Annotated in this window: 16 protein-coding genes and 2 pseudogenes; 9 read left to right on the plus strand and 9 right to left on the minus strand. The window is 69.9% G+C overall.

From position 1 onward, the window contains the following. The first annotated feature begins 22 nt into the window (after positions 1 to 22). Complete coding sequence (locus QF037_RS36575; protein WP_307032696.1) at positions 23 to 643, plus strand: LysM peptidoglycan-binding domain-containing protein; 621 nt, start codon at positions 23 to 25, stop codon at positions 641 to 643. Here the strand turns inward: QF037_RS36575 and QF037_RS36580 are convergent. The 3 genes from QF037_RS36580 to QF037_RS36590 are packed head-to-tail and all read right to left on the minus strand — an operon-like array spanning position 576 to position 4,389. Next, on the minus strand, positions 576 to 1,250 hold the full coding sequence (locus tag QF037_RS36580) for an ATP-binding cassette domain-containing protein (protein WP_307037547.1): 675 nt from the start codon (positions 1,248 to 1,250) through the stop codon (positions 576 to 578). The two genes, QF037_RS36575 and QF037_RS36580, sit on opposite strands and share 68 nt — an antisense overlap. Then, positions 1,247 to 3,916, minus strand: coding sequence for an ABC transporter permease subunit (locus tag QF037_RS36585; protein WP_307032698.1), 2,670 nt, complete (start codon positions 3,914 to 3,916; stop codon positions 1,247 to 1,249). The genes QF037_RS36580 and QF037_RS36585 overlap by 4 nt, the downstream gene beginning before the upstream one ends. Then, entirely contained in the window at positions 3,916 to 4,389 is a 474-nt protein-coding gene (locus QF037_RS36590) for a hypothetical protein (protein ID WP_307032700.1), read from the minus strand. Before QF037_RS36590 ends, QF037_RS36585 begins: the two co-directional genes overlap by 1 nt. A gap of 123 nt (positions 4,390 to 4,512) precedes the next feature. Between QF037_RS36590 and QF037_RS36595 the strand changes: the two genes are divergently transcribed. Together QF037_RS36595 and QF037_RS36600 are read left to right on the plus strand one after the other, a co-directional pair. Continuing rightward, the gene (locus QF037_RS36595) at positions 4,513 to 5,100 is read left to right on the plus strand and encodes a hypothetical protein (RefSeq protein WP_307032702.1); all 588 of its coding nucleotides are present in this window, start codon (positions 4,513 to 4,515) and stop codon (positions 5,098 to 5,100) included. Continuing rightward, on the plus strand, positions 5,069 to 6,361 hold the full coding sequence (locus QF037_RS36600) for an ABC transporter substrate-binding protein (RefSeq protein ID WP_307032704.1): 1,293 nt from the start codon (positions 5,069 to 5,071) through the stop codon (positions 6,359 to 6,361). The genes QF037_RS36595 and QF037_RS36600 overlap by 32 nt, the downstream gene beginning before the upstream one ends. Positions 6,362 to 6,371: 10 nt before the next feature. On the opposite strand, the pseudogene QF037_RS36605 reads toward QF037_RS36600, so the two are convergent. Beyond that, positions 6,372 to 7,215: pseudogene (locus QF037_RS36605) on the minus strand (epoxide hydrolase family protein). Positions 7,216 to 7,277: 62 nt separating this feature from the next. Between QF037_RS36605 and QF037_RS51105 the strand changes: the two are divergent. After that, positions 7,278 to 8,313: pseudogene (locus QF037_RS51105) on the plus strand (helix-turn-helix transcriptional regulator); the annotation flags it as partial. Here the strand turns inward: QF037_RS51105 and ctaD are convergent. Further along, entirely contained in the window at positions 8,198 to 9,889 is a 1,692-nt protein-coding gene (gene ctaD / locus QF037_RS36620; RefSeq protein WP_307032706.1) for an aa3-type cytochrome oxidase subunit I, read from the minus strand. The pseudogene QF037_RS51105 and the gene ctaD overlap by 116 nt on opposite strands. A 397-nt stretch (positions 9,890 to 10,286) precedes the next feature. On the opposite strand from ctaD, the gene QF037_RS36625 reads away from it, so the two are divergent. Beyond that, on the plus strand, positions 10,287 to 10,502 hold the full coding sequence (locus tag QF037_RS36625) for an I78 family peptidase inhibitor (RefSeq protein WP_307032708.1): 216 nt from the start codon (positions 10,287 to 10,289) through the stop codon (positions 10,500 to 10,502). 103 nt (positions 10,503 to 10,605) lie between these two features. Here the strand turns inward: QF037_RS36625 and QF037_RS36630 are convergent, their stop codons facing one another. From QF037_RS36630 to QF037_RS36640, 3 genes are all read right to left on the minus strand, one after another. Beyond that, complete coding sequence (locus tag QF037_RS36630; protein WP_307032709.1) at positions 10,606 to 11,601, minus strand: phosphatase PAP2 family protein; 996 nt, start codon at positions 11,599 to 11,601, stop codon at positions 10,606 to 10,608. Positions 11,602 to 11,862: 261 nt separating this feature from the next. Beyond that, positions 11,863 to 13,308, minus strand: coding sequence for a glycosyltransferase (locus tag QF037_RS36635; RefSeq protein WP_307032711.1), 1,446 nt, complete (start codon positions 13,306 to 13,308; stop codon positions 11,863 to 11,865). Between the two features lie 363 nt (positions 13,309 to 13,671). Continuing rightward, the gene (locus QF037_RS36640) at positions 13,672 to 14,094 is read right to left on the minus strand and encodes a hypothetical protein (protein ID WP_307032713.1); all 423 of its coding nucleotides are present in this window, start codon (positions 14,092 to 14,094) and stop codon (positions 13,672 to 13,674) included. 441 nt (positions 14,095 to 14,535) lie between these two features. Between QF037_RS36640 and QF037_RS36645 the strand changes: the two genes are divergently transcribed. After that, complete coding sequence (locus tag QF037_RS36645; protein WP_307032715.1) at positions 14,536 to 16,131, plus strand: MFS transporter; 1,596 nt, start codon at positions 14,536 to 14,538, stop codon at positions 16,129 to 16,131. An 89-nt stretch (positions 16,132 to 16,220) separates the two neighbouring features. Further along, a complete protein-coding gene (locus QF037_RS36650; RefSeq protein ID WP_307032717.1) occupies positions 16,221 to 17,411 on the plus strand; it encodes an acyl-CoA dehydrogenase family protein in 1,191 nt (396 codons plus the stop codon). 39 nt (positions 17,412 to 17,450) lie between these two features. On the opposite strand, the gene QF037_RS36655 is transcribed toward QF037_RS36650, so the two are convergent. Beyond that, positions 17,451 to 17,891, minus strand: coding sequence for a cell division protein SepF (locus QF037_RS36655; RefSeq protein ID WP_037715589.1), 441 nt, complete (start codon positions 17,889 to 17,891; stop codon positions 17,451 to 17,453). Positions 17,892 to 18,182: 291 nt separating this feature from the next. Between QF037_RS36655 and QF037_RS36660 the strand changes: the two genes are divergently transcribed. Both QF037_RS36660 and QF037_RS36665 read left to right on the plus strand, forming a co-directional pair. Further along, entirely contained in the window at positions 18,183 to 19,364 is a 1,182-nt protein-coding gene (locus QF037_RS36660) for a DUF5685 family protein (protein WP_307032719.1), read from the plus strand. A gap of 472 nt (positions 19,365 to 19,836) precedes the next feature. After that, positions 19,837 to 21,594 carry an FAD/NAD(P)-binding protein gene (locus QF037_RS36665; RefSeq protein ID WP_307032721.1) on the plus strand — a complete coding sequence of 586 codons (1,758 nt, stop codon included), beginning with the start codon at positions 19,837 to 19,839 and terminating at the stop codon, positions 21,592 to 21,594. Positions 21,595 to 21,716: the final 122 nt, after the last annotated feature.

Below are 21,716 nucleotides of genomic sequence, written 5' to 3' on the forward strand. Positions count from 1 at the left end.
CGGCACTGCTTAGCGTGGGCCGATGCGCCGCATGCCGATCAAGCTCCTCCTCGCCGCCTGTCTGCTCTCCGGAGCGGCGCCCGTACCGGCGTACGCGGCACCACCGCCCCCGGCCCCCGGTCCGTCGCCTCTTTCCGTGCCGTACGACTGTGCCCGCGACGGGTGGCCCTGGAGCTGTGTCGCGCTGTGCGAGAGCAGCGGGCGCTGGGACGCCGACGCCGGCAACGGCTTCTACGGCGGCCTGCAGTTCTGGCAGCCCACCTGGGAGGAGTTCGGCGGCCTGGCCTACGCCCCGCGCGCGGATCTCGCCACCCGTGAGCAGCAGATCGCCATCGCCCAGGAGGTGCTGGCCGTGCAGGGGTGGGAGGCCTGGCCGGTCTGTGCGAAGCGGTACGGGCTCAAGGGCCGTATGCACACGGTGAAACCCGGCGACACGCTCGCGGCGATCGCCCGCGCGTACGGCATCCAGGGCGGCTGGCGAGCGCTCTACCAGGCCAACAAGGAGATGATCGGCGACTACCCGGACCGGCTGAACGTGGGCACGCTGCTGGTCGTCCCGAAGGGATCGAAGAGTGCTACCCGGGGCCCGGCCGTGTTCGGTCCGCCCCTGTCGGCGGGGCCAGTTCGGCGGCCTCTCCGCTGAACACGACCGTGCCGCGGCGCAGTTCGTAGACGACGGCCGTCCGGCCGTGCAGGACGGGCGGCAACCGTTGCTCGGCGACGACCACGCAGGCGTCGAGCCCGCTCAACAGGTCGTACGTGCGGGCCGCGACCGTCGGCGACATGCCCTGCGTCGGCTCGTCGACCAGCACCACGCGCGCGCGTGCCAGCAGGGCGCGGGACAGGGCCAGCATGCGCTGCTCGCCACCGGAGAGGGTGCCCGCGCGGCGGGGGAGCAGCGCGGTGAGCTGAGGGTAGGCGTCCAGGGCCCGGTCGTACGACGGTGCGGCCAGCGCCAGGTTCTCGCGCACCGTGAGCGAGCCGAACACCGCCTGCCGCTCGGGGACCAGGCACAGGCCGTGCCGGGCGCGCTCGTGGGCGGGCACGCGGGTCACGTCGGTGCCGTCCCACACCACGGCGCCGCCGGACAGCGGCACGGTGCCGGCGAGGGCGCGCAGGACGGTCGTACGGCCGCTGCCGTTGCGGCCGAGCAGGACGGTGATGCCGGGGCCGGGGGCGGCGAGGGTGACGCCGTGGAGGGCCTCCAGGGGGCCGTAGCGCACGCGCGCCTGGCGCAGGGCGAGGGTCATGGGGCGACCGCCCATGCGGTGTCCAGGACATGGTCGGGCGGGCCCGAGGCGACGATGCGGCCCGCCGTCATGACGTGCACGACGTCGGCGAGGTCGGCGACCAGGTCGAGGTCGTGTTCCACGACGAGGAGGGCGGTGCCGTCGGCGGCGAGGGCCTTCAGCACACGGGTCAGGGCGGTCACTTCCGCCGTGTCCAGGCCGGCGGCGGGTTCGTCGAGGAGGAGGACCCGGGGGCTGCCGGCGAGGGCTCTGGCGAGTTCCACGCGACGCAGGGTGCCGGTGGGGAGGGCGGCGGCGGGGAGGTCCCGGAGCGGGCCGTCCAGGGTGAGGAGCCTGAGAGTTCGCTCCGCGGCGGCAGGGTCGGGGAGGCGGCCCTGTTCGGCGCCCACGTGAACGTTCTCGGCCACGGTCAACGAGGGGAAGACCGCGAGTTGCTGGAAGGTGCGGGCGATGCCGAGGCGGGTGCGGGCGTGGGCGGGGAGGCGGGTGATGTCCCGGGCGCCGAGGAGGATCCTGCCGCCGGCGGGGCGGAGCGTGCCGGCCAGACAATGGAACAGGGTGCTCTTTCCTGCGCCGTTGGGGCCGATGATCGCGGTGACGCGGCCTGGTGTGATGTCCAGGTCGACGCCGTCCAGGGCGGTGAAACCGCCGTAGCGGGCCTTGAGGCCGCGGGCTGTGAGCGCGGGTGCGGGCTCCTGTGGGTGTGGAGCGCCATCGGTGGCTGCGGCATGCGTATCGGCGGCCGACGGTCGTCCTGCCCGGGCCCTGCTCGCCGCACCGGTCGACACCGCTACCCGCGCGGGGCGTTGCTCCACCGGACGCAGCCGTTCCCGCACCCGTTCCCCGAGCGGGGTCAGCACCGCTCCCCGCCGCAGGCGCAGCCTCACCGCCGCCGTTCGCAACGCCTCGTACGGGCCGCCCGGGAAGCGGCCGACCAGTACCGCGAGGACGCCGATGAGGGCCGCCGCCATCCCGCCCCGCGCGCCCGCGTCCAGTCCCACCAGGAGCGCCGCCGCCAGCAGCGCGCCCAGGGTGCTGTCGGAGCCCAGGACCACCACGGCCGCGAACCACAGCAGCCCGCGGACGGGGTCGTAGGCGCCGGGGTCGAAGGCGCGCAGGCCCATGCCGAGCATGCCGCCGCCGAGGGCGGCCAGCGCGGCGCCCGCCACGAAGGCCAGGAGCTTGAGGTACGGGACCTGGACGCCCGCCGCCGACGCGCCCGCCTCGTGGTCGCGCATCGCCGCCAGCGCCCTGCCCGTACGGCCGGTGCGGAGCAGACGCGTCGCCAGAAGGGCGGCTGCCAGGAGCGCCAACTCCAGGACGTAGTAGGCCCGGTCACCGTCGAAGCCCGACGGGCGGCCCAGGGACAGTCCCGAGGTGGCGTACGGCTGGGCGAAGACGAAGCGGCTCACCCCCACGCCGACCGCGAAGGTGGCCAGGGCCAGCGCCAGGCCCCGGCGGCTGATCGCGGGCCAGCCCGTCAGCAGGCCCAGGGGCGCCACCAGCACGACGGCCACCGCGAGCGCGGCCAGTTCGGGTAGGCGGGGCAGTCCGGGGAAGCGGCCCGCCGCCAGCAGTGCCGTGAACAGGGCGCCCAGTCCGGCGTACGCCGCCTGCCCCAGCGAGATCTGGCCGCCGCGGCCCGTGACCACCACCAGCGACAGCAGCACCACGCCCAGCGCCGGCACCTGCACCGACGTCTGCAGATCCGAGCCCGCGAAGCCCAACGGCAGCAAGAACAGCACCACCGCCACGATCCACGCGCCCGGCGGAGTCGCCACGCGCGCGGTGGCCGTGCGCGGGAGGGCGTCGCGGGTGCCGATCCGCGGCAGCACGAGCGCCGCGACCAGCAGCGCCACCACGAACAGGTTCGCCCCCACCGCCTGCAGCAACGGCTCGCCCCAGCCCGACGGATGCAGCCGCGTCAGCTGGCTCTGCGCCACCCCGATGCCCAGCGCGACCAGCACGGCGACCGGCAGACCGCGCATCCGTGCCGCCACCGCGACCGCGACGACCTCCATGACCAACAGCGGCAGGCCGTACGGGTCCAGGCGTACGAAGGGCGCCAGCAGGACGCCCGTCAGGCCCGCAGTGAACGAGCCGAACGCCCAGCCCGCCGCGGCCACCCGGTCCGCGTCGATCCCGCCCAGCACGGCCAGTTGCCGGTCGTCCACCACGGCCCGCAGCTCGCGCCCGAAGCGCGTCCAGCGGATCACCGCCCCCACGCCCCCGGCGAGCACCAGCACCACGGCGAGCTGACCCCACGGGTCCGCCGACACCAGCTCCGGGGCGTCGTCCCGCGCCCCCTGCCCCCACACCAGCGCCGCCCCGCCCACCAGCAGCACGAACACCCCGATGGACGCGACCAGCGTCTGCGCCGGGTCGCTGCCCAGGACCGACAACGGACGGAAGACGAAACGCTCCAGCACCACGCCGAGGCCCGGCGCCAGGACCAGCAGCGTCAGCGTGGCGCCCGCCCACAGGGGCCAACCCCACTCCACCACGCACTGCCGCAGCACGAACGCGCACACCATCGCGATCGCCCCGTGCGCGAAATTCAGCACCCCCGTCGCGCGGTACGTCACGATCAGGCCGATTCCGGTGAGTGCGGCGGCGCTGCCGACCGACAGGCCGGCGAGGGTGAGGTCGTACGTGAGGGACGACATCAGTCGGTTTCTTCGGCGGGCTCGCAGATGGGACAGGGCCCCAACTCGCCGCTCGCCGCCAGCTTGGCGTCCACCGGCACGGCCTCCACCTTCCCGGAGACCAGCGGACAGTCCGCGCGGTGCCACAGCGTGCCGCCCGGCACCATCAGCAGGTCCCCGCTGACGGCGATCGGCGCCGTGGCCCGGCCGGGCGCCTCGGCGTCCGCGGGTTCCGTGGCCACCAGGAGGCCGTACAGCTCCTCCACGCGCAGCGCGGCGATCGTATCGCGGCCGTGCGCGAGCAGTACGGCTCCGGCGATGATCAGCGCGGCGCCCGGGACCGTGCAGGAGGCCAGGTAGGGCAGCTGACGTTCGGCGTAGCGCTCGCCGGAGACGCCGTACCAGCCGATGACGCAGAGCACCGCACCCGTGGCGAGCGCGGCCCAGCCGGCCCACAGAACGGGGTGCACGGTCCGCAGTCGACTTGTCCGCATCTCTGGCCCCCACACGTCACGTGTCTGTCCATGTCAGCCAATGGCTTGCACTATGCCTTCTGGAAGCTGACCCTGAAAGCACCGGGCGCACATGGCCCGGACCGACACCCGGTGGTGAGCCAGATGGTTCTCGGGAGCGACCTCAGGCGGGGGAACGCACGGCGGGGCCGCGGCCCACGCCCGGTGGGACGGGGTACGGCGGCGCTGGCCGCCCTGGTGCTCCTCCTCGGCCCGGCCTTCGTGGCCTGCAGCGACGACAGCGGCGGGAACGAGACCCCGTCCACGACCCCGACCCCGGAGACGACGACCGGTGCGCCGCAGACGAGCGCACCGGCCAGTGGGCCCGCCGACCAGGCGGCGGCCGAGAAGGAGGTCAAGGAGAACTGGGAGAAGTTCTTCGACCCGAAGACCTCCACGAAGGAGAAGCAGGCCGTCCTGGAGAACGGCGAGGCGATGGGCCCGGTCATGGCCGCCTTCAGCGGCGACGAGCGCGGCGGACAGGTGGAAGCGCAGGTCACCGAGGTGGAGTTCACCTCACCGACCAAGGCGACCGTGATCTACACCCTCCTCATGAACGGTGCCACCGCCCTGCCGGACACCTCCGGGACGGCGGTCGAGGACGACGGCACCTGGAAGGTGTCCGTCAGCACGCTGTGCGCTCTGGTCCAACTGAGCGGCAATGCGTCGGCGTCGGCCCTTCCGGGCTGTTGAGGCCGCGGCCGCGGTGCTGCTGCTCGCCCTGAGCGCGGCCTGCGGCAGCCGGCTGCCGGAGAGCGACTTCGAGCACGGGGAGCGGGCCGGTCCCGCACCGGACGGCACGCCGATCCGCGTGGGCATCATCACCAGCGCCACCAGCCCGGTCGGCGGCGACACCTTCGTCGGGCCCAGCGAGGGCGCCAAGGCCTGGTTCGACCGGCTCAACGCGCGCGGAGGCATCGACGGGCGCCGCGTCGAGGTCCGCGAGTGCGACGACGGCGGCAGCGGTGTCGGCAACAACACCTGTGTGCACCAGCTGGTCGACGAGGACGAGGTGGTGGCCCTGGTCGCCACCACCGCCCTCGACTACGCGGGCGCCTCCCGCGTCTCGCACGCGCGCGTGCCCGACATCGGCGGCCAGCCCATCGGGGCCGCCTACGACACCTATCCGCACCTGTACGGCATCTACGGCAGCCTCGCGCCCCGCGACGGCACCAAGGGGTGGAACGGCAAGCAGTACGGCGGCACGGAGGTCTACCGCTACTTCAAGCGGGAGCACGGGGCCCGTACGGCCGCCGTCGTCTCGTACAACCAGGCCGCCTCGGCCGCCTACGCCCGGCTCGTCGAGCGGGGGCTGGAGGCCGAGGGCTACGAGGTGGTGAGCGAGCAGGTCGACTTCGCGCTGCCCAACTTCCGTGCCGTCGCGGCCGATCTGAAGGAGCAGGGGGCGGACCTGGTCTTCGACGCCATCGACTCGCACGGCAACGCCCAGTTGTGCGAGGCGATGGACGACGCCGGTGTGCGGGTCACCGCGAAGGTCACCAATGTGCAGAACTGGAGTTCCGCCGTCCCCGACGACTACAAGGACGCACCGCGCTGCCGCAACGCCCTGTGGGCCACCGGCTCCAGCCGCAACTACGAGGACACCGACCAGGAGGCGGTGCGGGAGTTCCGGGACGCCACCGAGGGGCTGGAGACGCATTCGCAGTGGCAGTTGGAGGGCTGGGCGGCCGCGATGTGGTTCACGGAGGCCGCCGAGTCGTGTGCGGGAAGCGGCGCCGGCGTCACGCGCGCGTGCCTGGACGCGTTCATGAACCGCAGCGAGGACTACACCGCCGACGGGCTGCTGGTTCCCGTCCGGTTCGAGCGGCTGGCCGGGCCACCGACGACCCGCAGGACGTGTCTGTCGGTGGCCCGGTGGCAGGACGGCAAGGGATGGGTGTCGCAGGGCGACATGGACGACACCTGCTTCGACGTGCCGCAACTGCCTTACTGATCCGCCGCGCTCACCGCAGCGAGCCGAAGAACTCCCTGACGTCACCGGCCAGCAGCTCCGGGACCTCCAGGGCCGCGAAGTGGCCGCCGCGGTCGAACTCGGTCCAGCGCGCGAGGGTGTTGGCCTGCTCGGCCCAGCGGCGGATCGCCACGTCCTCCCCGAAGTTCGCCACCGCCGTGGGCACACGGTTCCGTCCCGGCTGGCGTTGAGGGAGTAAGACCTTGTGGGCCGCTGGTCTGTGGGGCTTCCTGAGTCAGGAATTCCCCTGCTTTGGCTGGGGAAGGGTTCAAATGGACGCCGACGACCGACTCGGGGGCGACCCGGCCGAGCGCCGGTGAGACCAAGGCGCCAGGTCGTCGGCCTGGGCGCCTTGTCGTTCATAGCCGAGCCGGCGCATCAGCTCCCAGGCGCGGGCGACACGGTTGACGTTCGAGCCCTTCTCGCGGGTGGGCCGGAGAAGCCGAAGCCCGGGATCGCGGGGATGACCAGGTGGTGGTCCTCGCTCAGCCGGTCGATCACGCCGAGGAACTCCACGATCGAGCCCGGCCAGCCGTGCGTCAGGATCAGCGGCAGCGCGTCCGGCGCGGACGAGCGGATGTGCAGGAAGTGCACCTGGGCGCCGTCGATCCGCGTCTCGTGCTGCGGGAGCTCCTTGCGGGTGGTTTCGGGCATGCGTCGTAGGTGCTCCGCCCATTCGTCGCGAGGTCGCGGAGATACGGCAGTGAGGCGCCGTACTCCCAGCCCGCGTCCGGCAGTTCGTCCGGCCAGCGGGTCAGGTCCAGGCGGGTGTGCAGCTCGTCGAGCTGAGCCTGGGGGATGTCGATCCGGTAGCTGTGCACGCTGTTGTCTGCCATGAGTCCAAGGTAGGAACCCTTGCGGACAGCGACTGTCCGCGAGGGCTGCCAGACTCGGATTCATGTTGGAGACCTCGGCACGACTCCTGCGTCTGCTCTCGCTGCTCCAGGCCCACCGCGACTGGTCCGGCGCCGACCTCGCCGAACGCCTCGGCGTCACCCCGCGCACCGTGCGCCGGGACGTCGACCGGCTGCGCGAACTGGGCTACCCGGTCAACGCCAGCCCCGGCACCGGGGGCGGCTACCAGCTGGGCGCGGGCGCCGAGCTGCCGCCGCTGCTCCTGGACGACGACGAGGCGGTCGCCGTCGCCGTGGGGCTGCGCACGGCCGCCGGGCAGGGCATCGAGGGCATCGGCGAGACCTCCGTACGCGCCCTCGCCAAGCTGGAGCAGGTCCTGCCGAGCCGGCTGCGCCGTCGCGTGGGCGCCCTGAACGCCTTCACCGTGCCGATGCTGCGCGGCCCCCAGCCCTCCGCCGTGGACCCGGCCGTGCTGACCGAGCTCGCCCACCTCTGCCGGGACGCCGAGCGCCTGCGCTTCGCGTACCGCAGCCACAACGGCGACTCCACCCGCCGCACCGTCGAGCCGCACCGCCTGGTCTGCACCGAGCGGCGCTGGTATCTGGTCGCCTGGGACCTCGACCGCGACGACTGGCGGACCTTCCGTGTCGACCGCATCACCCCCAAGCCGCCGCACGGCCCCCGCTTCACCCCGCGCACCACCCCCGGCCGAGGACCTGGCCGCGTTCGTCTCCCGGGGCGTCTCCACGCGCGCGTACGCGGCGCAGGCCGTCGTACGGCTCCTGGTGCCCCTGGAGGAGGCCGTCGAGCGCGTCTCGCCCTCCGCGGGGCAACTGGAGGCCGACGGACCGGACGCCTGCATCCTGCGCACCGGGGCCGCGAGCCTCGATGTGATGGTGATCCACGTGATGCTGATGGGCTTCGAGTTCGAGGTGCTGGAGCCCGCCGAGCTGACCGAGGCGATCAGGACTGCTCGGGACCGGCTTGCTCGCTCTTTGGCTCGGGCTGAGACGTCAGCGCCGCGTACTCGGGATGGTGCAGATCGAACGCCGGGGACTCGGAGCGGATCCGCGGCAGCGTCGTGAAGTTGTGCCGCGGGGGCGGGCAGGAGGTCGCCCACTCCAGGGAACGGCCGTAGCCCCACGGGTCGTCGACCTCGACCCTCTCGCCGTACTTGGCGGTCTTCCAGACGTTGTAGAGGAACGGCAGCGTCGAGATGCCCAGCACGAACGCGCCGATCGTCGAGATCGTGTTGAGCGCGGTGAACCCGTCGGCGGTCAGATAGTCGGCGTACCGGCGCGGCATGCCCTCCGCGCCCAGCCAGTGCTGCACCAGGAACGTGGTGTGGAAGCCGACGAACAGCGTCCAGAACTGGATCTTGCCGAGCCGCTCGTCGAGCATCTTCCCGGTGAACTTGGGCCACCAGAAGTAGAAGCCGCCGAAGATCGCGAACACGACCGTGCCGAACACGACGTAGTGGAAGTGCGCGACGACGAAGTACGAGTCGGAGACGTGGAAGTCCAGCGGCGGCGACGCCAGAATCACCCCGGTCAGACCGCCGAACAGGAACGTCACCAGGAAGCCGGTGGCCCACAGCATCGGCGTCTCGAAGGACAGCGAGCCCTTGAGCATGGTCCCGGTCCAGTTGAAGAACTTCACGCCGGTCGGCACCGCGATCAGGAAGCTCATGAACGAGAAGAACGGGAGCAGCACCGCCCCCGTCACGAACATGTGGTGCGCCCACACGACCACGGACAGCCCGGTGATCGCCATCGTCGCCCCGACCAGCGTCAGATAGCCGAAGAGCGGCTTGCGGCTGAAGACCGGGAGGATCTCGGTGATGATGCCGAAGAACGGCAGCGCGATGATGTACACCTCGGGATGGCCGAAGAACCAGAACAGGTGCTGCCACAGCAGCGCCCCGCCGTTGGCCGAGGCGAACACCTGGGAGCCGAACCGGCGGTCCGCCTCCAGACAGAGCAGGGCGGCCGCGAGCACCGGGAACGCCATCAGGATCAGGATCGACGTGAACAGGGTGTTCCAGGTGAAGATCGGCATCCGGAACATCGTCATGCCGGGGGCGCGCATCCCGATGATCGTGGTGACGAAGTTGACCGCACCGAGGATCGTGCCGAAGCCGGCCAGCGCGAGACCCATGATCCACAGGTCCGCGCCGATGCCGGGCGAGCGCTCCATGCTGTTGAGCGGCGCGTAGGCGAACCAGCCGAAGGCCGCGGGCCCGGACGGCACGAGCAGCGAGCCCAGCACGATCAGACCGCCGAAGAGGAACAGCCAGTACGACAGCATGTTCAGCCGTGGGAAGGCCACGTCGGGGGCACCGATCTGCAACGGCATCAGCTCGTTGGCGAAGCCCGCGAAGCTCGGGGTCGCGAAGAGCAGCAGCATGATCGTGCCGTGCATCGTGAACATCTGGTTGAACTGCTGGTTGTCGATGATCTGGAGCCCGGGCCGGGCGAGTTCGGCGCGCATCAGCAGCGCCATGAGGCCGCCGGTCAGGAAGAACACGAACGACGTGATCAGATACAGATGACCGATCTTCTTGTGGTCGGTGGTGGTCAGCCAGTCGACGACGACCTTGCCGTGGTTCCTGGTCCGCACGGGTCGCACCGTCGAGTGCACGGTCTGGGTCCCCATCGCTCACTCGCCCCTTCGCTCGTCGCGTCCCGGGTCCGCCGTCATGATGCTCGCGTCGCCGCGCACTGCGACAGGGGGCGTGCGGGGGTTCTGTGCGGGAAGCGTGTTTTTCCTATGTGGCGTCAGCTTCCGTGGGCCCGTGCCGAATGGGAATGGAAAGGCCCCGGCAGTGCATCTCCCGGAACCTTTCCGTCTGGTTATTCGAGGCGCGATCGCGACACGCGGGAATTGCGTTCGATTGCGCGGGGAAGGCGTACGGAACCCCTCGTAGGAGTGACAAGGTTCCACCGAAACGGCTGTCGTGATCCTGTGACAGAAGCGTGACCGCAGGGGGATCAGTGACCCACAGTGTCCTGCTCCCTGGCCCGAGCGAGCACCGAGGCTCTAGCGTGGCCGTATGGCACCGATACCGAAACCGCCCGCCGAACCCCACGACAACCCGGACGCCTATGTGGGTCTGGAGCAGGCCCGGGCCGAGCGGCTCGCGCGCGAGAAGGGCTGGTCGACGGTCCGCTCGCTGCCGCCCGGCGCGATCATCACCATGGAGTACCGAAGCGGTCGCCTGAACTTCGAGGTGAAGGACGGGCGCGTGGCGCGCTCCTGGAAGGGCTGAGACACACCGGGCAGGCATACGACGACGGCCCCCACTCGTGAGGAGTGGGGGCCGTCGCTGCGGGGTGGGTGTGTGCGTACCGTCCCCGCTGTCCGCCGGTGGCCTATCCGCCTGTCAGGGGGCGGGCCGCCGAGGTCGTGCCGCGTGCGACGCGGTCGGGATGGGGTGGCCTGCGCGGGCCGACCGGGGTGACCGGGGTGCGCTCCGAGCGGGCGGTGTGCGGGCCCGGCGCCAGATAGGCGGGCGCCCGGGTCGAGCGGGCCGCGGGCTCGCTCTGCGGGGCGGTGCGCGGCTTGAGCGGCACCGGGACCTCCACGGGCTTGACGGCCGCGGGAGCGGCGCGGCGGGCCCGCCAGCGGTCGCGCAGATCGAAGAGGGCGGTCTCGGCGCGGGTGATGAGGGGCTCGCACCAGGGCAGGGCCAGCAGGATTAGCAGACCCGCAATCCAGCCGAGCAGCACGTCGCTCAGCCAGTGCGTACCGAGATAGACGGTGGAGAGGCCAACGCCCAGAGACGTGACGGCGGAGATCGCGGACAGCCAGCGGCGGGCCCTTGGAGTCGAAGCCAGATAGGCCAGGATCCCCCAGGTCACCACGGCGTTCGCGGTGTGGCCGCTGGGAAATATATCGCCGCCCATACCCATCTCGTTCGCGCCGATGGTGACCGCGTAGTGCGGTCCCAGGCGTCCCATGCCGAGTTTGGCGGCGCCGACAGTGATGTTGAGCAGCAACAGTGAGGTGGCCAGGGTGAGCAGCGGGCGAAGCGTGTGCTGTCGCCAGGCGCGCCAGCCCAACCAAGCCGCGATCATCACCGCGGTGGGGCCACGCTGGCCGAGCACGACGTAGTAGTCCACGAACCAGTGGATCTCCGACCACTGCTGGTACGGCCGGAAGAACATGACCTGCCAGTCCAGCCGGACCAGCCACGAGGTAGTCACCACGGCCCACACGATCGCCAGGTAAAACGCCAGGGTTCCGGCCAGCAGCGCCATCCGGTGCCGACTCATCTTCGGCACATCGATGTGCGCCGGTCGTTCCGGCTCCCTGTCGAGTCTGGCGAACACCCGGTCTAGACGGGTGAGGTTTCGTTCAGTACGCACTCGATCGACGTTACAGCGAGTGAGCTGTACTCCAGCCCGAAGCAGTGCCTTTGTGATGACGATGTAATGTGGCGTGGATCGCAGTCAAGGGTTTATCTCTGCCGTACGAGCTCGCTCGAACTGGATATATTTTACCCCTTTGGTCTCCATCAGGGCTTGTCGTTTTCCATCTTTTATAGAGCTTCACCCGAGCGTCATGTGGATTTTCCTGGGTGATCGCATAGGCGAGTCCAGGCCGGACAGTGGTGGGTGCATTTTTGCCTATTTACCTGGATTTAAGGTAATCACAGTGGCTGTGCCGATGGAGCCATGGGTGGGGATCGTTCGCACGGTGACATCCCGATCGCCGATCAAGCGCTTCAGCGAGGCCGGCCCCGGCTGCAGCCTGCCGCGTTCGAAGATGATGAGGCTGACCCTGATGTTCGTCGGGGGGGTCAGGGCTCGGAATTGGGTGTAAGTCATCGCATCGCAGCCGGAGTACCACCCCATGGTCGGCTCGTAGCCGGTGACGAGGAGGCATGGGTCCTCGCTTCTTAGCGCACGAGCCACTGGCACCGTCGAGTCGTTCAGGCGATTCGGTGACGGCATGGCGCCGTGGGCGATCACCTGGGCGGTACCTGGGATGGTGACTGCGGCCAGCACGGTCACCACCGCGAGCGTCGGCGAGCCCCACTGGGTGGCCAGCTTGGCCAGTCCTGATACCCCGAGCATGGTGAGGAGGATCACCGGAAGGAAGACAAAACGCGGCTCACCATCGGTAGCTACGCCGAGCACTACGAAGATGAGTAACGACGACATCCCAAGAAACACACGTCGGCGATCGTCCATTCCGGAGTTTTCGCCGCCGAGTTGATGACGCAGCCGCTGTGCCGCGCGACCCGCGACCAAGATTCCTACGGTCATGACGACGGCGCCGAGATCGCCCGCCAAACGGTAGGGAAAGATCGCTAGATAGTAAACCAGTCCGTCGCCCATATACGCGCGCTCTGCTTGGTCAGTTGCTGAGAGGATGATCCCCAGAGGCGATCCTGTCGTCTGTGCGGCGTACCAAAAATGAGGGAGAAGTCCGAACAGTAGGACCGTCCCGGCGATTGCGATATGGAGTCGATGAGCAGCCCATGCACGCGGGCCGTAGGAGATCACTGCCGCGACAGCGACGGCCAGTAGATTCCCTACAACTCCGTAGCGCAGATAGAACGCCGCGAGCACGAAGAGGGGAAGCACCAAAAGGGCCTTGGAATTTTCCTTCTCCTGTACCCGGACTACCAAGAAGACGACCACTAGTAGGAGACCAGTGGCTCCTATGTCGTTGAGGTATTCCGGCGTTCGGCGGAGGAACCCAATTCCGCTTAGCAGGAGCAGCAGCACCAGGATGGCTTGTCGTGGAGACAGCCAATTGGAGGCAGCGATGTGGACCGTGGTGAGGGTGAAGAGAAGTAGCACGAGCGCCACGCATCGCAGAGCTCCGACATCGCTGTGCACGGAGAGCGCAATGCGCCCCAGGACGGGGAGGCCAATGGGGCGGTAGATGCCCCAACCTGCGTCGGGCGTGACGTCCAGTAAGGACCGGGCTTTGTTGGCGTATACGGCTTCCTCGTGCGCCATGTGCGGTTCTTTGGGCTGGAACCAGGCCCAGAGGGCTGTGGCAAGGACGAGTATGGCCCCGAAACAGACGCCTGGTGGCATGACGTGCAGTATCTCGGCCACCGGGCGACGGGCATGTGCTCGGAGCCGTCGTCGTGAGAGGAACCAGGCGGGTGCGGCGATGAGCAGAAAGGGCCACGGTTGCCAGCCTGGTAGAAGGTACCCGTAGCCGCCGATGAGTAGAATCTGCTGAATGAAGGAAGCCGTGGTAAATGTCACGGCCAGGATGAATGCAGTGCGAGAGAGTTTAGGTAGTGCCGGTCTGGCCGATTGCTTTGCCCATGGCCTGGTTAATTTGCTGTGCACTGCCCTGGCCCCGATATTTCGCTGCGTACGCGATTCAGTGTTGCCGCTTCGATGCAAGAAGCGGCAACACTGTGCTGCTAGAAAATTCCGCCGACTACTGGATTCCGGCGGGCGATACCGCTATGCGGTCTGCCAGCCGGAGGCGTCATCGCAGTACGCGTCCTCGTTTTCCTTGTGCAGACAGACCCTCACCTTGAGCGTCTTTCCCTCGGGTAGATTGTGCGAACCGCCGTCAGACGCCCGCGCGGTGTCGGTGTTTCCGTTGCCGCCGGCCTGCAGGGTGTACTGGAGGTTTCCGTCAATCCAGACCCACGCTTTTACGCCCCAGCCATCGGCCTCCTGGTCCTTGACGGTCATGATGTCACCGTCGGACACGAAGGAAAGCTTTCCTCCGGGGTCGCCGTCGTCGGTCTGGACCGAGTAGTCGGCAGCAAACGCGTTGGTCGACAGGGAAAGGGCAAGTGCAACGGCTCCGGCGGAGACGCCGAGAATTCTGCGAACCTTCACGAAGTTTCTCCAGTTGTTTGGTTCTTCTTCGTTCAACCTGCGGTCGTAACCGTAATCGATAGGTGAACAAAGTTGCGTGTCCTTTTGCGGGTTGGCCGAAAATGTGGCGTGCCGAATGGAAGCTTTTAGGTGCTTGATTCTGACTGCCCCTAAGAGGGTGCTTGTTGATCTTGTGGCGATATGTCCATGGTGGCTTAAGTCTGCATTTGTTAAATTATGTAGGCCTTGGTATTCCGGAGGGTGAAATCGGAACCTGATGTTCCCGCCGGGCCTCGGCGAGCTGTGAGCTAGGACACGGCAGGGTGGTTGTGGCGAAAGAGACAGGCCACTTCACTCGCGCGCGAACTCGCGTACGCTGACGTGTCACTCGCCTTCGTTGCGCGGGCCGGAGATCACCGCTCCTCTCCGGCCGAGATCACGGGGAGTCCCCACCCCGTGTGCCCGCCGACCGCGAGGGAACATCTGGGAGGTACGTGCATGTCCGGGACGACCACGGCCGCCGCTGCGCTGCGCCGTCGGGCGGCCGGGGCCGGTGCCAACCGCTGGGTCGTCCTCGTCGTCCTCTGTGTGAGCCTGCTGCTGGTCGCGGTCGACGCGACCGTGCTGCACGTGGCGGTCCCCGCCGTCACCGAGGACCTCAAGCCCGGCGCGATAGAACTGCTCTGGATCGTCGATGTCTACCCCCTCGTCTGCGCCTCGCTGCTGATCCTGTTCGGCACGCTCGGCGACCGCGTCGGCCGCAGACGGGTCCTCCTTCTCGGCTACGCCCTGTTCGGCGTCGCCTCCGGCATGGCAGCCCTCGCGGACACCGCCCAGGTGCTGATCGTGGCGCGGGCCCTGCTCGGCGTCGGCGGCGCGATGATCATGCCCGCCACGCTCTCGATCCTCCGCCAGGTCTTCCCCGACCGGCGTGAACGCGCCCTCGCCATCGGCATCTGGAGCGCGGTGGCCGCCGTGGGCGCCGCGGTCGGGCCGCTGCTCGGCGGCTTCCTCCTCGAGCACTTCTGGTGGGGCTCGGTCTTCCTCGTCAATATCCCGCTGATGCTGGTCAGCCTGCCGGTGGGCCGCCTCCTGCTGCCCGAGTCGAAGGGCACCGCCGACGGTCCCTGGGACGTGGTCGGCGCGCTGATGGCCGCGGCCGCACTGTTCGGCCTGGTCCTCGGCGTGAAGCGGCTCGGCAGCGGGGAACTCGACGGGATCACGGTGCTGCCGCTGGTGGTGGGCGCCGTACTGCTGGTGCTCTTCGTACGACGGCAAAGGCGCCGCACACATCCGCTCGTCGACCTGCGGATGTTCTCGCGCCCCGCCTTCAGCACGTCCGTCGGCTGCATCGTGCTGGCCATGCTCGCGCTGGTGGGCCTGGAGCTGATCGCGGCGCAGTATCTGCAACTGGTGCTGGGGCTCTCCCCGCTGGAGACCGGGCTGCGACTGCTGCCGCTCACCATCGCGGCGATGGCCTCCGGGCTCGCCGGCGCCCGGCTGCTGCGGCGCTTCGGACCGCGTCGGATGGTCTGCTTCGGGTTCGTGCTGACGGCGGTCGCCGTCCTGACCCTCATGGCGATGGGCGGTGAGGACAACGCGCCGCTGCTGCTCTTCGGCTTCGTCCTGCTGGGCTTCGGCCTGGAGACCACGCTCTTCGGGGCGTACGAGTCGATGCTGAGCGAGGCGCCGCCGGAGCAGGCGGGCGGGGCAGCGGCGATCGGCGAGACCTCGTACCAGCTGGGCGCCGGCATCGGCATCGCTCTCCTCGGCAGCGTGATGAACGCGGCGTACGCGCCCGGCCTGTCGTCGGTGCAGGGTGTTCCGGCGTCCGACTCGGCCGCGGCGGGACATTCGCTGGGCGAGGCCTACGAGATCGCCGACCGGCTCGGCGGCCCGGCCGGGGAGGCCCTGCGCCGCACCGCGCGGGACTGCTTCGTGCACGGGCTGCATATGACGCTGCTGGTCAGCGCCGGTCTGCTGCTGCTCGGCGCGGCGATGGCGCTGCGGCTGCCGCGGACCATGCGGTGCGAGCCGATGGCGGTCGAGGTGCCCGCACCCCGGGAAGTCGCCGAGGCCCGCGTCTCCGCCTGAGGTACTGGACGTGCGCGACACTGCACCCGTAACGTCGGCCGGAGAGTCGTAACTAGCGCTGCTAGTTTTCAGTTGCCGGAGGGTGCCCCATGTCCGCGTCCGCGAAGCTGCCCCCGTTCGATCCGGCCGACCCGCTCGGCCTCGACGACCTGCTGGACCCGGAGGACCTCGCTGTCCGGGACACCGTGCGGTCGTGGGCGGCGGACCGGGTGCTGCCCCACATCGCCGGGTGGTACGAGAGCGGCGAACTGCCCGGCATCCGTGAACTCGCCCGTGAGCTGGGCGGGATCGGGGCGCTCGGGATGTCGCTCGACGGGTACGGGTGCGCCGGGGCCAGCGCCGTGCAGTACGGGCTCGCCTGTCTGGAGCTGGAGGCCGCCGACTCCGGGATCCGCTCCCTCGTCTCCGTGCAGGGCTCTCTCGCCATGTACGCCGTCCACCGGTTCGGCTCCGAGGAGCAGAAGCAGACCTGGCTGCCGCGGATGGCCGCCGGCGAGGTCATCGGGTGCTTCGGACTGACCGAGCCCGACCACGGGTCCGACCCCGCGGCGATGCGGACCTTCGCCAAGCGGGACGGCGCGGACTGGGTGCTCAACGGGCGCAAGATGTGGATCACCAACGGGTCCGTCGCCGGGGTAGCCGTCGTGTGGGCGCAGACCGACGAGGGGATCCGCGGGTTCGTCGTACCGACCGACGCGGCCGGCTTCTCGGCACCCGAGATCAAGCACAAGTGGTCGCTGCGCGCCTCCGTCACCAGCGAACTCGTCCTCGACGACGTGCGGCTGCCCGCGGACGCGGTGCTGCCGGAGGTCGTCGGGCTCAAGGGGCCGCTCAGCTGTCTGTCGCACGCCCGCTACGGCATCGTCTGGGGTGCGATGGGGGCGGCGCGGTCCTGCTTCGAGGCGGCCGTCGACTACGCGAAGTCGCGGGAGCAGTTCGGGCGGCCCATCGGGGGCTTCCAGCTCACCCAGGCCAAACTCGCCGACATGGCGGTCGAACTGCACAAGGGGATTCTGCTCGCCCACCATCTGGGGCGGCGCATGGACGCCGGGCGCCTGCGTCCCGAGCAGGTCAGCTTCGGCAAGCTGAACAACGTACGGGAGGCGATCGAGATCTGCCGTACGTCGCGCACCATCCTGGGGGCCAACGGGATCTCCCTCGAATATCCCGTCATGCGGCACGCGACCAACCTTGAGTCGGTGCTCACCTACGAGGGCACCGTCGAGATGCATCAGCTGGTACTGGGCAAGGCGCTCACCGGGCTCGACGCCTTCCGGTGAAAACCCTGCGCGGGGGCAGGGCCGGTGAGCGGCCCTGCCTCAGCTCTGGTTGAAGAAGCCGTCCGTGCGGTGCGCGGCCGGGTCGCCGTTCACGATCTCCGTGTTGGCGGGGGTCAGCAGGAACACGCGTGTGGACACGCGCTCGATCGAACCGCGCAGCCCGAAGATCAGGCCCGCGGCGAAGTCGACGACCCGCTTGGCGTCGCCTGCCTCCATGGCGGTGAGGTTCATGATGACGGGCACCCCGTCCCGGAAGAGCTCGCCGATGGCGCGCGCGTCCCGGAAGCTGTCCGGAGTGACCGTGCCGATGCGACGGCCCTTCTCCTCGGCGACGTCCGAGGCCACCTTGACCCGCGGGTCGGTGACCCAGGCATCCCCGGGCTCGGTTCCTTCGGAGTAGCCGTCGTCGTCGTAGTAACGCTCGTCATCGTTGTCGTCAACGAGTCCCAGCCAGGCACTCGCCTTGCGCACCGATCCCATGGACGCCTCCTCTCACAGCGGTCTTTCTCGCTATTACGTATCCCTATGGTCATCCATGATGCGGATGACGCGCCATGTGGATAGACGCCGCGCGGGGGGTTTGTGACGGTACTGGTGCACAGCGCATTCGTCGAGAGCCCGGGTTTCACAAGGGTCGTTCCCCATACGGCTGCTGACTGTGAGTGAAATATGATTCTTCACGGCGTATGGGTGACGACCGGGGCGTACGGGTGAACGGCAGGGTCGATACGATGCCGCCGCTCAATGTCGCACTGACCACGGGGGATCGTCGTGTTCGGAATCGTCAGGCCCTGCCGCCATCGGCTCGGTGAAAGTCTCAAGACCCAGTGGATGGCGCATTTGTGCGGGCTGTGTCTCGCGCTGCGCAAGGATCACGGGCAGTTCGCTCGCATCGTCACCAACTACGACGGCTTGCTCATATCGGTTCTGACGGAGGCTCAGGCCGAGCCGGGGGCTTCGGGGCGTCGTACGGCGGGCCCATGCCCGTTGCGCGGAATGCGCACCGCCTCGGTCGCCGACGGCGAGGGCGCACGGCTCTCGGCCGCCGTCTCGCTGGTGCTCGCCTCCGCCAAGGTCCGTGACCATGTCGCCGACGGAGACGGACTGCTGGCCCGCAGGCCGGTGGCGCTCGCCGCCCGCCGGGTCGCGTCGAGCTGGGGTGCGGCGGGGGCCCGTAGCGGGTCCGCGGTCGGGTTCGACACCGCCGTGCTCGTCGACGCGGTGGACCGGCAGCTCGGCATCGAGACCCTCGCCGGACCCGGGACGCCGATCCTGACCGTCACCGAGCCGACCGAGACGGCCACCGCGGCGGCCTTCGCGCACACCGCGGTCCTCGCCGGGCGGCCGGGCAACGCCGAGCCGCTCGCCGAGGCGGGGCGGCTCTTCGGGCGGCTCGCGCATCTGCTGGACGCCGTGGAGGACCGCGAGACCGACGCCGCGTCCGGGGCGTGGAACCCGCTGACGGCCACCGGGACGCCCCTGGCGGAGGCGCGGCGGCTCGCGGATGACGCGGTGCACGGAATACGGCTCGCGCTGCGGGAAGCCGAGTTCGGCGACCAGAAGCTGGCGCATGTGCTGCTCGTGCATGAGCTGCGGACGTCCGTGGACCGGGTCTTCGGTTCGTCGTCCTGCGGGCACGGGGCCGGGTCGGCCGGGTTGTCGCACCCTTACGCGCCTCCCGGGCCGGGCGGGCCGGGTGTTCCGCCGCCCCCGGAGCCGCCTCGCCGGGACCGGCGTGGGCTGCTCGCGGGGTGTGCGGTGTGGATGGGGCTGGCCTGTACGTGCCAGATGTGTTGCGGGGAGTTCGAGGACCCCTGGAGCGGGCAGCGTCGGGAAGGTCTGTGCAACCAGTGCGACTGCAGCGGGTGCAGTGACTGCTGCAGCTGCTGTGACTGTTGCGGGAACTGTTGCGGGAACTGCTGCGATGGGTGCGACTGCGGATGCGACTGCTGATTCGCCGTAGGGCAAAGGGGGTTATGAAAACGCGAGGTGAGGGGAGGCGCGTGTGAAGGCGGGGGAGGAGAACGTGAAAGGGCGCCCGGGAATCAGGGCGCGCAGGGGGTCAGCTCAACAGGAGGAGGACCACACGCGACCGAAGTCGATGTGGGAGCGCTTGACCAGCCACTGCTGTGGATGCATGGGGCAAGTGGAACAGGCATCCGGTTGTGCGTCAACCGACTTGAGACGTACGGCTCACAGTATGGACAGCCTTGACAGTGCGGGGAAACGCCCCCGTAGTCTCAAGGGGCGGCCCTGCTGAGGGGCTCGGCCGCGATCCGCGCCGCGCGGCGCGCTTGTGTGAAGGCACTCGTCCGAGTTCGAACGACTCGCTGCCACGGAGCCTTCACATGTCCTCCGACACCCTCTCCCCAACCGCCGCCCGCCGGGACCCGGCTGACCGGCACCCTCATCAGGGGCACCTCCGATGACCCGGCACTCGCTGGTGATCGTCGGCGCCGGGCCGCGGGGGGCCGGTCTGATCGAACGGATCGCGGCCAACGCGCCCGAGCTGCACGACGGCTCGGGCCTCGACATCCATCTCGTGGACCCGCATGCGCCGGGTGCCGGGCGCATCTGGCGCGAGGCGCAGTCGCCGCTGCTGTGGATGAACTCGCACGCCGAGGACGTCACCATGTTCACCGACGAGACGGTGGACATGGCCGGGCCGGTGCGTCCCGGACCCACGCTGCACGAGTGGGCCGGCATCGACGGCACCACCTTCGCGGACCGGCAGCTCCAGGGCGGGTATCTGCGGTGGGTGCACGAGCAGGCGGTGGCCGCGCTGCCTCCGTCGGTGCGAGTGCACCATCATCCGCGGCGTGCCCTGCGGGTCAGCGGGTCGCGCGAGGGGCGCCAGCAGGTGTGGCTGGAGGGCCGCCCGGCCCCGCTCCTCGCCGACCTGGTCGTCCTCGCGCTCGGCCACCTCGACGCCGAACTCGACGACGAGCAAGGGTCGTTGGCGACCTACGCGGCGGAGCACGGCCTCGCCCACCTCCCGCCGGACTTCACCGCCGACAGTGACCTGTCCGCGCTCATGCCCGGCTCGCACGTCATCGTCCGCGGCTTCGGTCTCGCCTTCGTCGATCTGATGGTGCTGCTGACGGAGGGGCGGGGCGGACGGTACGAGGGCGACACCTACGTACCGTCCGGACGCGAGCCGGTGCTGTACGTCGGGTCGCGGCGCGGAGTGCCGTACCACTCGAAGATCGGCTACGACTGGACCGGTGAACGGCCGCCGCTGCCCCGGTTCTTCGGACCCGCCGAGGTCGACGAACTGCTCGCCCGGCCTGCGGGGTTCGACTTCCGGCGGGACGTGTGGCCGCTGGTGGAGAAGGAGTTGGGGTTCGCGCACTACCACCGGTTGTTCACGGTGCACGGCGAGCGGACCACGATGTCCTGGGCCGACTTCGAGGAGAAGTACGCGGTCGGCGACCGCACGGATGTCGAGGCCCTCGTGGAGGCCGCCGTGCCCGACCCGGCCGACCGGCTGGACCTGGGCGCGCTGGACCGGCCGCTGGAAGGGGTGCGGTACGGGTCGTTCGAGGAGCTCCAGGAGGGGCTGCGCGGGTATGTCGAGCAGGATCTGAGCCGACGGCACGACCCTTCGTACAGCCAGGACCTGTCGGTCTTCCTCGGACTGCTGTCCGTCTACGGCCAGTTGGTCCGGCTCGGGGGCACCGGGCCCTGGTGGCACGGCTTCTTCAGCTATCTCGCCTCCGGGCCCCCCGGGCCCCGGCTGCGGCAGCTGCAGGCTCTCTCGCGGGCCGGTGTCGTCAGGTTTCTCGGCGCGGACGTCTCGGTGGAGGCCCAGGACGGAGTCTTCCGGGCCACGAGCGCGAGTCTGCCCGGGGTCTTTGTCGAGACGCGCGCGCTGGTCGAGGCGCGATTGCCCGAGCCGACAGTCGGGCGGGCCCGTGACGCCCTGCTGCGCGAGCTGCGGGAGGACGGGGCCGCCGAGACCCCGGACGGGCTGCTCCGGGTGGACCCCGGCGACGGGCGGATCCTGGACCTGGCCGGCCGGCCGCATCCCCGGCGCTTCGCGCTCGGGCCCTTCACCGACGCCCGTACCTCCGGCGCCTTCACCCGGCCCCGCACCGGCGGCCCGGCGTTCCGGCAGAACGACGCCACGGCCAGGGCGGCACTGGGGTTCCTCGCCGCCCTCGCCGGGCGCGCGGCCGCGTGAGCGCTCCGCTGTGCCAGCCGTCTTATCCGCGGGCCGGTGGGGGCTGGTCGCGCCCACGCGGCGGTAGCCGCATATCGACACAGCCTTGCGCCCCTTACGGGGCGCGCCCCCGAATCCCCACG

The sequence above is a fragment of the Streptomyces canus genome (genome assembly GCF_030815415.1).
Classification (GTDB): domain Bacteria; phylum Actinomycetota; class Actinomycetes; order Streptomycetales; family Streptomycetaceae; genus Streptomyces; species Streptomyces canus_F.